At 36.8% G+C, this 13,499-nt stretch carries 7 protein-coding genes and 1 tRNA gene; 2 read left to right on the top strand and 6 right to left on the bottom strand.

Annotated elements, in window-relative coordinates:
• Positions 1–187 precede the first annotated feature (187 nt).
• Positions 188–1,462, bottom strand: coding sequence for an N-acetylglucosamine-6-phosphate deacetylase (nagA, locus tag HMPREF3230_RS03935; protein WP_075523652.1), 1,275 nt, complete (start codon positions 1,460–1,462; stop codon positions 188–190).
• Positions 1,463–1,572: 110 nt separating this feature from the next.
• Positions 1,573–2,385: a glucosamine-6-phosphate deaminase gene (gene nagB, locus HMPREF3230_RS03930; protein ID WP_075523651.1), complete on the bottom strand. Its 813-nt coding sequence runs from the start codon at positions 2,383–2,385 to the stop codon at positions 1,573–1,575.
• A 599-nt stretch (positions 2,386–2,984) separates the two neighbouring features.
• Here nagB and HMPREF3230_RS06670 point away from each other — a divergent pair.
• Both HMPREF3230_RS06670 and HMPREF3230_RS03920 read left to right on the top strand, forming a co-directional pair.
• On the top strand, positions 2,985–5,675 hold the full coding sequence (locus tag HMPREF3230_RS06670) for a Rib/alpha-like domain-containing protein (RefSeq protein WP_075523650.1): 2,691 nt from the start codon (positions 2,985–2,987) through the stop codon (positions 5,673–5,675).
• A 575-nt stretch (positions 5,676–6,250) separates the two neighbouring features.
• Entirely contained in the window at positions 6,251–7,441 is a 1,191-nt protein-coding gene (locus HMPREF3230_RS03920) for a lipase family protein (protein WP_075523649.1), read from the top strand.
• A 404-nt stretch (positions 7,442–7,845) separates the two neighbouring features.
• Here the strand turns inward: HMPREF3230_RS03920 and HMPREF3230_RS03915 are convergent.
• The 4 genes from HMPREF3230_RS03915 to HMPREF3230_RS03900 all read right to left on the bottom strand — a co-directional run bounded on the left by HMPREF3230_RS03915 (position 7,846) and on the right by HMPREF3230_RS03900 (position 13,103).
• A tRNA-Gly gene (locus HMPREF3230_RS03915) sits at positions 7,846–7,919 on the bottom strand.
• Between the two features lie 100 nt (positions 7,920–8,019).
• Positions 8,020–8,994: a M48 family metalloprotease gene (locus HMPREF3230_RS03910; RefSeq protein WP_230955917.1), complete on the bottom strand. Its 975-nt coding sequence runs from the start codon at positions 8,992–8,994 to the stop codon at positions 8,020–8,022.
• 113 nt (positions 8,995–9,107) lie between these two features.
• Positions 9,108–10,580 (bottom strand): FAD-dependent oxidoreductase, encoded by a 1,473-nt coding sequence (locus HMPREF3230_RS03905; protein WP_075523647.1) that lies wholly within the window; start codon positions 10,578–10,580, stop codon positions 9,108–9,110.
• Between the two features lie 111 nt (positions 10,581–10,691).
• On the bottom strand, positions 10,692–13,103 hold the full coding sequence (locus tag HMPREF3230_RS03900) for an HAD-IC family P-type ATPase (RefSeq protein ID WP_075523646.1): 2,412 nt from the start codon (positions 13,101–13,103) through the stop codon (positions 10,692–10,694).
• Positions 13,104–13,499: the final 396 nt, after the last annotated feature.

The following is a 13,499-nucleotide window of genomic DNA, read 5'->3' as shown; positions in this document are numbered from 1 at the left end:
CAAACAAGCAAAAACAAGAAACAAGACCAAGAAAAAAACAATAACCAAACTAAAACTATTAACAAAAACTATCTAATCAACTCTAAGACGCCCAACCAGCCAGCCCATCAACCCAAAAAACACCCACCCCACAGCACACATTCGGGGGCGACTGCCACGACACACCTCGCCCCCGATAACCAATCAACTAGGAAATCTTATAACCATCGCACCAAACGTGTTTAACTGTTAAATCACCAGAATTAAGCAAGAGCATATCTGCAGCGTATCCTCTCTCAATCATTCCCAATGGCGCACCTGTTATGTCGTTAGGTTTATCAATACCTAAAGCATGCGCTGGAACAAGTGTTGCTGCTTCAATCGCCTCAGGCAAACCAAATCCAAGCTCTTTAACAGCACGCATCACAGAAACCTCTAATATAAGAGTAGAACCTGCAATAGCACCATTAGACACTAATCGAGCGTGACCATCTTTTACTGTCACGTCTAAAGCACCTAATTTATAAGACCCATCAGCACAACCAGTAGCAGCCATAGAATCTGTAACTAAAGCAATGCGATGTTTGCCAGAATTCCAAATCATTCTTAGTACAGGATTCTCAACATGGAAACCATCGTTAATAAGCTCTATAGTCACTCTGGAATCTTCCAAAGCAGCAGGAATTGGACCAGGATTGCGATGATGTATCCCATTCATTGCATTAAATACATGCGTCATCAAAGTAGAACCATTATTAAACGCAGCACGAGCTAAATCATAATCAGCGTCACAATGCCCTAGCGCAGGAATAACTCCAGCTTCAGCAAATCGCCTAATTGCCTCAATACCATGCTCACGTTCAGGAGCTAAAGTTATTTGGCGCAAAGATCCATCTGCAGCTTCCAACAAAGCTTCTACACGCTCAGGAGTAGGGTCTACAAGACATTTAGGATCGTGAGCACCTTTACGAGAAAGCGCTAAAAATGGACCTTCTAGATGAGAACCAAGCACATCCGGACGATCATCCATAATATTTTTCACAACGCGCAAATTCTCGCGCATAACATTTAAAGGATTTGTGATCAAACTCAACACTTGTCTAGTAGTGCCATGAATTAGATGATAAGCACGCGCAATACGAATACCGTCAACTCCATCGTCAAACGAACTCTCCCAAGCACCATGCGAATGAAGATCAATATAACCAGGAGCAAGAAAATCCCCATTTGCATCAATAACAGAAACAGATTTTGTAGAACCAACTTTGTTTTCTAGCCCGCTAGAGGAGATAAAAGAGGTGAGATCCGTATCTCGAAAGCCTGTTTGCTGAATTACACCATCTACGACGACAATCCACGCATTGTGTGCGATACCGCGAGCATCCACGCGAGTAGCATTCTTTATTATATATGTGCGACTTTCACGCGATGCGAATAAATCATCAATCTTCTGTGCAACTTCAGCATAAGTATTTCTTGACATTTCACTCACCTATCACCTTTTACTCACCTATCACCTATTTTTTATCTATCACTTATTATTTACCTATCACCTATTATTCATCTATCACTTATTAACTTATTCGATTATTATCAGATACCTTGCCAAGAAGGCTTATTTGCATACACAAAACGATAATAATCAGATAATTTCAGGCGGCTTGCTGCTGCTTCATCAACAATCACAGTTGCGTGAGGATGTAGCTGAAGTGCGGAAGCAGGACACAACGAGCTAACAGCACCCTCAACAGTTGCAGCAACAGCATCCGCCTTATTCTCACCAAAAGCGAGAAGTACAAGATGACGAGCACGAAGAATAGTGCCAATACCTTGAGTAATGCAATGAGTAGGCACTTTAGTAATATCACCTTCAAAGAAACGACAATTATCAATACGAGTTTGTTGAGTCAAAGTCTTAACACGAGTATTAGAAGCTAAAGAAGAACCTGGCTCATTAAATCCAACATGACCGTCTGAACCTATACCGAGAATTTGCACATCAATACCGCCAGCAGCCTTAATAGCAGCATCATACTCAGCTCCTGCGCGCGCAATCTTTTCTCCTTCACTCAATGGAGCACCTTGCAACACATCTCCTGGAACGTGAACTAAATCTGGATTCAAACCAATTAAATCAGTAACAGTTCTACGGATTGTACTGTGATACGACTGCTCATGTTCAAGAGGCAAACCAATATATTCATCTAAAGCAAAACCGCGAACGTGACTTACGTCAACATTTTTTTCTTTAACAAGACTAGCTAAATGCTCATAAGCTTTTAATGGACTTGATCCAGTCGCTAAACCAAGCACAGCATCTGGTTTGCGCTCAATAAGCGAAACCACGCTTTTAGCATATAATTCGCCTGCTTCATCTTGATTACGCACAATAATTACTTCAGCCATCGTTGCCTCCTTAAAGCGCAGACACAAATCTGCACATATCCACTTGCGCATACAACTCGCACATATTGCACGGGTACAGTCTTCGTACTCCTTTTGTACATTCGTCGTACAAAAACACCTAAAGCGTTATAAAGCAATAATACAAATTATGCAAAGAAAGCAAATTATATTTATTTCACCATTTTGTTTACTTTCTTTACAATTAAAAATACACCAAAATAAGGACTTTAACAACAGCTAAAAAATATTCATCTATAAAATTTGGATAAATCTTTTAGAATGAACTTATTTCGCATAATCGCAATAAAAAATGAAACAAAAGAGATAATTTTAAAAAATTATTAAGTTTTACTTTCAAATTTACTAAGATACTAACTGAATATATTTATTAAGCTATTTAGCATACTTACTAGGCTATTTACTATACGCTAAACAATCTGCTAAAATTCATAACTTGTACTAAATATTTAATGTATGCAAAAAGAAAAACGAGAAAATCTATTCTCAAATCAATTCCAAAAGAATAAAAATAAAAAGAATAATTAAAGAATAATTAAAAAAAAATTAAAAAATAAAAGAATAAAAGGGATAACAAGAAGATGAGAAAACTCGCGAACACAATACGCTACGCAAGCACAATTGCAATAACTTTTGGATTGATTATTTCTGCATTCACTGGATTACCAAAATATACAAACGCAGCATATGCATCTGAAACACAAAACGCACACACTCCTCTTACAGCCAAAACTGCACACGACATTTCTACTGGCAGAATTCGCTTAGAAAATAATCAGATTGACTCATTGCTATATCACAAGCCCGAGCTAGATCCAAATGTAGATAGCGATGGCGATGGACTTAAGAACAGTGAAGAACTTTATACATACGTTAAAAACGGACGCACATATTACGGATACAATTCGCATCCACTTATAAAAGATAGCGATGGCGATGGCATTGATGACAAAACAGACACAAATCCGCGTAGATGGGATATTAGCCCTCGCGATATGGCACTGTTTATGGAACTCGTGTATAGAAAAGACGATTACGTCAAAAAAGTACTTGACTATTCAAAACCACTAACTAAGATTCACAAGAACCGCAACGAATATAAGCTCATGCATAACGAGCTTGCGCCATTCTGGAAAGTCAAAGAAACATACCACTTTGGAAGCGGATTTGATGCAATATTATTTGAAAATGTAAATCCTGCATATCCATTTATTGAGCAAAACGGCGTGCAAGTTCTTGCAATACGCGGAACTGAAAGCAAATCTGACATATGGAATGATGTATTGCTTGGAACTGGCTCAAACCCAGGTCAAGCTGCTGATATAGATAAACTAATTGATACCTATCGTCAAAATAACACTGTAAGCAATCTTTACGTTACTGGTCATTCTTTAGGCGGATATTTAGCGCAAAGAGCTTTAATTCGAGCTAAAAGTAGTGGCGCTTCCTTTAAAATTAAGGCCTATACTTTTAACGCTCCAAAGATTAAAGGAAATCTATTCAACAAATGGCTTTGGGAAACATCTGATTTTGGAGATAAATTAACAGAAGAAGGTTATGCTGTTCATTACAAGGTTGATAATGATAAAGTAATAGGACCAATAGGAAACTTCAAAGGCGCAATAAGCGTAGGAAGATCTGGAGAAGGTCACGGATCTCGCAGTTACTTTGAGCCTAGAATGAATGATTTCGAAGGATTCACAGTTGGCGAGCGCAAAGATATAAGCGGCATTGGAAGAAAAATAACAGCTTTAGATGGATTAGTTAATGAACCAGTTATTAAAACTGACGAACAATCTTTCGAGCCTAAAATTAAGAACATAGACATTTTTGAAAACGATACTTTACCAAAAGTAACAGATTATCTTCTTAATGCATCAGACATACCGCAAGGATCTACTATTACAGATATTACAGATAAAATTGATACTTCTAAAAGCGGGAAATATCAAGGTAAAATATTACTCACATTTGCCAATAACAAGTTTAAAATTCTTATAGTTCCTATAACTGTGCATAAGCGATTAGCTGATATTATGCAAATTCCAACTGTTACTGCTATAGAAAACAAGGAAATAAAGATTGAGAAAGACTCATCTATTCCTAGCAATTTTGATTTCACTCCATATTTGAGCACTTTGCCAGACGAAAGCAAAGTTTCAGTTATTGAACAGCCAAAAACTGAAAATATTGGCATTACAACGTTTACTGTAGAAATAACGTTCAAAAATGGGTCAAAAAGAAGAGTTAAACTTAACGCTCATGTTGTTAAAACTATAAAAGCAGAAGTATTGCAACCTGCAAAAAAGATCATTGCTTGGACAGAGCTTACTCCATCAACTCCAATAAAGAAAAAGCCAGAAAATCCTACTCCTTCACCTAAGCCTGTTCCTACTCCTGTAGTTCCTGCACCTTCTCCACAACCTGCTCCACAACCCGATCCAGCGCCTTCACCAGAGCCAAACCCTACTCCAGTGCCGAAGCCTGAACCTGTTCCAGTTCCAACTCCACAGCCAGAAATTCCTGAACCTGCGCATCCTGAACCTGATCCAAAACCTCAACCTCAACCAAACCCGACTGTTCCATCCACTCCAGAACAAGAGAACCCAGTAACGCCAAAGCAAAATTCACAAAATCACGAACAACCTGCTGAACACAACGATACTTCTGAACACAACGATCAAGAGCATCAGAGCGAAGAACACAAAAAATCAACAAAAACGCCTTCTGCTCCAATAAGCTCTGCAGATCTTAATCGCGAACTCGCAAATACGCTTAAAGCCGGCGAAAATAACATCGTTTACGCTGGTAAAAATAATGAAATCACACTGTATTTAAATACTACATCTGAATTTATGCAAAAACTTAAGCGCGAAAAGGTATTAAAAGCGTACGCGTATATTTATTCAGATCCTAGATTGTTATACAGTCCAACTGGAACAGCATATGTGACTGTTTACTACCATGAAAACAGTAAGCCAACCTTCAAAGCTTCAATTCCTGAAGAATATGTTGGAAATCACACAATTGTGTTAATAGATGAAAACGGAAAACAAGTAGCGTGGAATAACGTACTAGTTAAGCAAAGCAACTCTTTTGAATATTCTGAAAATAAGCGCCAAAACTCTGTAAATGATACTCTAGCGAAGACTGGAAATAATATTTTGACAATTATATTAATCTTTACGCTTATAGTATCTTTGCATATTACGATTGAAACTATTAAAAACACAAAAAGATTTGGAACGAAAAAGAGAACTAGGCGAAATTAGATAAAAGTAGACAAAGCTATATAAAGTAGACAAAGCTATATAAAGCTAGATAAGACTAGAGAAAACTATACAAAAACTAGACAAACATGAACGAAGCTAGATAAAACTAGAGGAACATAAAAACGATATAAAACGATATAAAACGATATAAAACACTAGAAAAACCAGAAAAACCAGACAAACCAGACAAATATAAAAAACAATAATTGGGATGGCAAATGAATAAAAAATCCAAAAGCTAATAGTTATAACAAATCTCAAAAATGTGAGAGTTTAACTATTAAACAAAAAACAGTTTATTTTATTCATATTCAATAAATTTTCCTTTTATACGCATTATTGTATTTTTAAACAAAATAACAGTGTAGAATAGTAATTGTCAGTTGCAGCAATGCAACAATTAAGATTTAAAAAATTAAGATTCATTCTTAATAAAAAGCGTGTTCTCAAAGTCGATTTCTCAACGCGCGTTTGAAAAGAATCTATCCAAAGAATAACTGAATATCATACAAATAACTGAATACAGCTGGCAATTTTATAAATGTAAAAATCATGCAAACAAAATAGGAGTTATCATGAAAAAGTACATTAGACTTGCAGGCTTTTTCACTTGCCTGTGCCTTGTATTTAGCATGCTGAGCTTCACTTCCCCAGCAATGGCTTATACACGAAGCGGATCTTCTGAGAGTACACACACTCCTCTTACAGTGGAAACAGCTAAAGAAATTTCAGATGGAACTATTCGCCTTGAAACGCCAGGCGCAATTGATATGTCGTTATTCCATAAAAAACCTCTTAATCCTAATGAAGATTTGGATGGCGATGGTTTAACTAACAGTCAAGAAATTTATACTTACACAAAAAATTGCAAAACTTATTACGGATACAATTCTCATCCAAAAATTAACGATACGGATGGAGATGGTATCCCAGATAACGAAGACAAGAATCCGTTACGATGGGATATTAGCGCTCGAGATATGACGCTATTTTCTGAGCTTTCTTACAGAAACGATGATTACATTAAAAAAGTTCTTGATTACACAAGACCACTTCACGATGTTTATAGAAATCGCAACGAGTATCGTCTGATTCACAATGAAATAGCTCCATTCTGGAAAGTCAAGGAAACATACCATTATAGGGGCGGATTTGATGCCGTATTGTTTGAAAATATAAACCCTTATCCATTCCTTGAACAAGGAACAGTCCAAGTTCTCGCAATTCGCGGAACTTCGCAATTCAATGATTATGACGATGACTTTGCAATAGCTGTTGGGCACAATCCGGATCAAGCTCGCGATGTTGAGAATCTAATGGAACGCTATGGACGCGAAAACACTGTTAGCAACTTGTACATTACAGGTCATTCTCTCGGCGGATATTTGGCACAACGCGCTTTAATTCGCGCTAAAGGCAAGGGATATCCTTGGATTAGAAAGATTTACACTTTCAACGCTCCACAAATTTGGGGAAATATTTTCAACCGCTGGCTTCGTGAAGTTGCAAAAACTGGAAATCGTCTAACTCAAGAAGGTTATGCAGTTCACTACAAAGTTGATAACGATAGAGTAATACGTTCTGTTGGCAATTTTGCAGGAGCTATTAGCATAGGTCGTTCATACGAAGGACATGGATCTCGTAGCTACTTTGAATCGCGCATGAACAGATTCCCAGGATTCACAATTGGAACAAGAGGTGATATTTCTGGAACAGGACGTTATATGAAAGAACTAAATAATTTCTATAATGTTCGCACATTTTAATAGATAAAAACTTACAATTTAATCTCCTAATAAATAAGCGCCGACTCGCTTGAACAATAAGTTTTTAAGCAAGTTGGCGCTTTCATTATTTAGCTAATCTAATATTTTGTTATAACACAATATTTTTGCGTTATAACGAATCAGGGTTGTATCGAATCAGGGCTGTATTAAATCAGGGCTATTTTCCAAAGAATTTTCCACGTTATTTTCCACACTATCGAACGCTACCAGCATGCTATTGAGTACATTATTTAGTACATTAACGATAAATTATTTTTGCGTTGATAAGCACATTAGGTTGCTAATAACATTACATCAATAAAATAAGCACATTATTTGCACATTTAGCGTATTTTTGAGCCATAAAAACAAGCCAAAAACGTTGGTATATCAACGTTTCTTAATGGAGCGGACAACGGGAATCGAACCCGCCTCTGAAGCTTGGGAAGCTTCCATTCTACCGATGAACTATGTCCGCAAGTTTTAACTTAAGCAAAAACAGCAAAACAGTAAAACAGCAAAAACTAGTATTACAAATCTTAATCCAAGTTTTAACTTAAGCAAACCACTTAACAATATCATGCGCCGCTTACTGTTACAACACTTTTTTTATTTGGAATAATAATATTTACCTTCGCTCGCACGCGAACCTCATTAGCTATATGCATCAATTTTTCAATGCGATCATCAACAGGTGGGTGAATCGAGAATAATCTAGAAAACAACGTAGAATGCTTTTCATACGGATCAACAATCATAAGAGCAGAAACTATACGCACGCCTGCAATAAGCTCCATTTTATGCAATTGAGCACCATAAGAAATCTTATTTAGCGCTGACGCTAGAGCAGCAGGATCTTTAGTAACATTACTTGCATATTTATCTGCACTAAATTCACGATCACTAGATAAAGCTAACTTAACGAATAACGCACCGATTGGCCCAAATACAAAACTCAATCCTTTACCAATAAAAGTAACTACGCTAAAAACGCAAATCTTAAGAAGATTTTGTAATTTTGATTTAGATTCAATCTCGTTATTCTTATATTTTTGAAAATATTTCTCACCAAAATACATGAGCCAATATCCAAAATAAGATACGGCAGCAGCCATAAGAGAAGCGAGAGCAGCAGTGAAAATATCATGATTATATACATGCATCAATTCATGAGAAACTACACTACGTAACTCTCGCTCATTCAATATGTTTAGAAGACCACGCGTGCAACATAAGCAAGCATGACGCTCACTACGACCAGTTGCAAAAGAATTAGGGCTCGCATACTGAGCAACATAAATCTTTGGCATCGGTTTTTCTAATCTAGCAGAGATTTCCCGCACAATTCCATAAAGTACAGGCTCTTCTTCCTCTGTTACTTCACGAGCTTTAATAACACTAATTACAAGCTTGTCTGCAAACCAATACGATATTGCGTTAATAACAATCCCAATAATCACGAACCAAATCAATAAGCTTAATTTCGCTCCCAAAACAAGCCATAGCAGCACTAAAGGAATCCACATTACTGCAAAAAGTAATGCTGTCCTCATACTGTTGCAATATTTTGCACTTTCGCTGCCAAACATAGTTATCATGATAATTAGAATGTCTGGAATTTTACTGAATGCAAACTGAGTATTACTTAAAGAAAATCTGAAATTTATTATTCTCCTAAAGCAATAGCGCATAGATCTTCAGCAGAAACTACTTTCTTACGAGTCCTATTTTCTTTAGATCCAATCTCACGCTCATAAGCATCAACACGCTTCCACCCAGAATAATCAATCGGTTTAACGCCTTTTTCTTCCAACAATTTATCTATAGCTTTAGAGTCACGATTAAGCGCAATGCAGCCACAATTCCCAGCTTTAGATAAATCCTCAAGCATGTGGTTCACAATAAGAAGGGCATCAGATTTTGTAGAACCAATCAATCCAACAGGACCACGCTTAGCCCAACCTGTAACGTATAGGCGATTGCGCACATCTCCATCAAGCGCAGAAGTTAATATACGTCCCTCATTATTAGCTAGAACTGTACGCTCAAAATCATAAGCAATTCCAGAAATTTGAGAAGGAAGATACCCAATCGCATGGTACACAGCTTGAACTGGATATTCCTCGAATTCGCCTGTACGAGTCATTTTCCCATCTGCACTTGTAACAGTGCGTTCAATACGAATCGCAGACACTCGTCCATCTTCACCGAGAATCTCTACAGGAGCGCAGTTGAAATGAATAACATAACGAAGATTTGCAGGATTGCCTTCAAAATCAACATTCCCCCCATCTTCCATGTCTTCAGCCATATCTCGTATAGCGAATAATTCTTCAACCATTTGGCGAGTAATTTTGTCTGAACCAGCAACTTCTATAGTTTCTTCATCAAGATCAAAATCATCTTCGTCTATAACGATTTGCACGCCAGGCAATTTTTCCATCTCACGTAATTCTTGCACTGAGAATTTTGCTTGTGCAACCCCTCTACGAACAAATAAGTGCAAAGTTTGTATTTGATTCTGCTTCAAGCCCTCGTACACATAGTCTGGAATATCTGTATTATTACGCAAATAATCGGGATTACGTAATAATTCACGAGCAATATCCATAGCTACATTACCGCCACCAATAACAGCAACTTCTTTAGCGTTAAGATGCCATTGCCGATCACTATTTGGATACCCGTCATACCATTCAACAAATTTTGCTGCACCTTTTACACCGTCTAAATCAGCACCAGGAACATCTTTAAGTGGGCGATCCGCTATTGCACCAGTAGCAAAAAGTACTGCATCATAGTATTGAAGAATCTCTTCAAGATTTATATCTTTACCAAATTCAACATTCGCATATAAATGAATATTTGGATTATCAAGAGTTTTTTCTAAAGCGTCTGCAATAAATTTAATACTTGGATGATCCGGAGCAACACCATAGCGCACCAATCCAAACGGAACTGGCAATTTTTCAAAGAGGTCGATTCTAGCACTATCACACAAGCCTAATTCGTCACTTCGTTTCGCTAATTGACGCAAAAATATATCCGAAGAATATACTCCAGCAGGCCCTGCGCCTATTACAGCAATTCGTAATTCAGACGTTTCATGTGAAACACTCTCATTATCAATTTTCAACATAAATATCCCCTACGGTTATTCCGTTTTCTTTCATAACACTCACATAATAATTTAAGAGCGCTATGGCAACAGGCTTTTCACTCGTTTAATAAAAGCCACAGCTGAATATTGTCACGAAGAACGCAATGCTGTCAATGCCCACATAATAGAAATTACATCAATAATTTCTTGCATCATTGCTCCAATTACAGCAGGAATAAATCCAAATGCAGCAAAAAGCATACTAATTATTGCCAATCCAATACCAATAAAAACAGATTGGATCATAATACGCTTAGTACGTTTTGCGATTCCAACAGCATTCGATACTGCAAAAATATCATTATTCATAATAACTACTTGAGCACATTCAGAAGCCGCTGTATCTGTTCCATCTGTTATAGCTACACCAATATCTGCAGCAGCCAACACTGGAGCATCGTTCACTCCATCTCCAACCATCATCGTAATAGAAGAAGATTTCTTAGAATTATATCCCGTAAGTAATTTAGAAGAGAAATCTGGAAGTAATTTAGAAAATAACAAAGAGAACAAAGAGAACAAAGAGAACTTTGTAGATGACTTCCGAGTTTCAATTAAATCAGATTTCATATTATGCTGTTTTACATATGACAATTTATCTTCAGGAAGCAAGCTCGCATGTACGCAATCAATACCTACGCTATTTGCTATAGATAATGCGGATTTAATACCATCTCCAGTAAGCATTGAAATAGATTTCACGCCTAGTTTGCGTAAAGTTTCAACAGTTGCCTTAGCATTATCTCTAGGAACATCTTTCAAAACAATTCTACCTACAAGAACGCCATCAAAAGAAACATAAGTAGACATTTCATCTGAAGCGAGCGCACTAAAATCAACTATTTGATCGAAAGAATTGTTTTGTTCACCTGAACTGTTTTGTACAGAGCACTTTTGCGATTCAGAAGAATCATGCGATTCAGAAGAATTCTGCATATCAAAACCAGAATTGAAATCAGAATTATCTATTACATACTTTTTACGCCCTACTCTTACAAAGATCTCATCTACAACACCTTGAATACCCATTCCTGCTGTTTCTTTAACGCTATGAACTACAGGATACTCACGTATACTAGGTAGTTCAGGATTTTGAGTAGGATGAGATTTTTCCCATAGCAAAGACCCTGCTTTTGCAATTCCGCCAGCTAAAATATGCTGAGAATACGTTTCAAGCACTCCAGCTAACATAACAATGCGATTTTTATCGTATGATTTATTAACTACATCAACGCGAATCACTTGAGGTGTCTTTTTTGTTAAAGTACCAGTTTTATCGAAGAAAACATCTGTAACACGGCTTAATTGCTCAAGCACATCCTGACTTTTAACAACAATTCCTATTTTCGCCGCGCGACCAGTACCAGCCATTAACGCAACTGGAACAGCAATAAGCAATGGACACGGAGTTGCTAATACTAAAACTTGCGCAAATCTAAGAGCTTCACCAGAAAACGCCCAAGCCACACCTGCAATCACAAAAGAAACTACAGTAAACGGCACTGAAAGCATATCTGCAAATCTCACAACTGCGGCTTTAGAAGATCTTGCTGACTCTACTAAAGTCATAATTTTTTGATATTGAGATTGCGAAGATAATTTAGTAACGCGCATAATAAGTACAACGCCACCATTAACGCATCCAGATAACACTTTTGCACCTGCATACAATTCACGAGGCACAGATTCACCATTGATAGCGCTTGTGTCTACAACAGCAGAACCACTTAACAATTCACCGTCAACTGGAACAGTTTCTCCAGGAAGTACAATAATCACATTACCAACACGCACATCCTCAACAGGGACTGTAGTATAACGCTGTAATTTAGAAGAATCTTGAACACTTTGCAAAAATGGGCAAGAGCTACAATTATGCGACTTAACAGAATTTACTTTCCTAAACTCATCACAATTGCATAATTTGCATGATTCAGGCTTACATTTATTATCAACTAAACACGGAGGCTCATAGGACTCACACGACTGGCTCGATTTGTGAACTCGATTAAACTCATGCTCAATACCTAATAAAGTCATTAAGTGAGCTTTTTTAGGAGCAGCACTGACTAAAAGTTCTAGATTCTTTTGCGCTTTCATATTAGCGAAATCTTCAATGCCAGCTCCCGTCCACACCATCACAACTATTAAATAGCTTGCCCAAAATTCGCCAATTATAAGAGTAGAAAGTAGCGCTACGAATGCGAGTAAATCGATACCCAAAGTTCCATTACACAAATCATTAAACATGCTAATTAAAGACACGGCACACGTATATAAAACTAAGAAAACTATAATAATTTGCCCAATAGTTGGATTCATATTTAAGTAGAAATCAATATTCACAAGAAGAAATGCATTATGAATAATATGATTTATCTCAATCCAGAATCCTGAAAATATACGAAGATCTAATGAATATGAAGCAAAAATTATTGGAAATAGTACTACAACTACTGTTAATTGAGGTAGACGATTGAAATACGCTAAAAGTTTACGCATACACTTTCCTTACGCTGATCAAGTCAACTACGTAAAACGTTGTCAACACGATTTCACGCCTTGTTAACCCATTGACAGCCAAGCTCAAGACACGATCAAAAAAATCATCCAAAATGAGCAATAACTTAAACCAGAAGATTTAAACTCACTATCAATACACGGCGTAAAGATACTTATGTTTATTTAATTATTTAATATTATTTAATTATTATTTAATTATTATTTAATATTATTTAATTATTATTTAATATTATTTTCAGTTTTAAAAGTTGTTTTGTCATTATAACAAAAGCCCTTGATGAGAAACATTCTCATATAAAGCGATATAAGTCTACAACCAAAAACGAGTAATTGAGGGGACTATTTGGGGGTTATTTCCCAAAAACGTTGATATTT

Origin of the sequence: Gardnerella vaginalis, from assembly GCF_001563665.1 — a bacterium.
Lineage (GTDB): Bacteria > Actinomycetota > Actinomycetes > Actinomycetales > Bifidobacteriaceae > Bifidobacterium > Bifidobacterium vaginale_A.
This window is presented reverse-complemented; position numbering and strand designations above follow the sequence as displayed.

What these genes read in the sequence shown, in the direction of transcription:
- nagA (WP_075523652.1), bottom strand. Translation starts at nt 1,462, where the DNA reads ATGTCAAGAAATACTTATGCTGAAGTTGCACAGAAGATTGATGATTTA.
- nagB (WP_075523651.1), bottom strand. Translation starts at nt 2,385, where the DNA reads ATGGCTGAAGTAATTATTGTGCGTAATCAAGATGAAGCAGGCGAATTA.
- HMPREF3230_RS06670 (WP_075523650.1), top strand. Translation starts at nt 2,985, where the DNA reads ATGAGAAAACTCGCGAACACAATACGCTACGCAAGCACAATTGCAATA.
- HMPREF3230_RS03920 (WP_075523649.1), top strand. Translation starts at nt 6,251, where the DNA reads ATGAAAAAGTACATTAGACTTGCAGGCTTTTTCACTTGCCTGTGCCTT.
- HMPREF3230_RS03910 (WP_230955917.1), bottom strand. Translation starts at nt 8,994, where the DNA reads ATGAGGACAGCATTACTTTTTGCAGTAATGTGGATTCCTTTAGTGCTG.
- HMPREF3230_RS03905 (WP_075523647.1), bottom strand. Translation starts at nt 10,580, where the DNA reads ATGTTGAAAATTGATAATGAGAGTGTTTCACATGAAACGTCTGAATTA.
- HMPREF3230_RS03900 (WP_075523646.1), bottom strand. Translation starts at nt 13,103, where the DNA reads ATGCGTAAACTTTTAGCGTATTTCAATCGTCTACCTCAATTAACAGTA.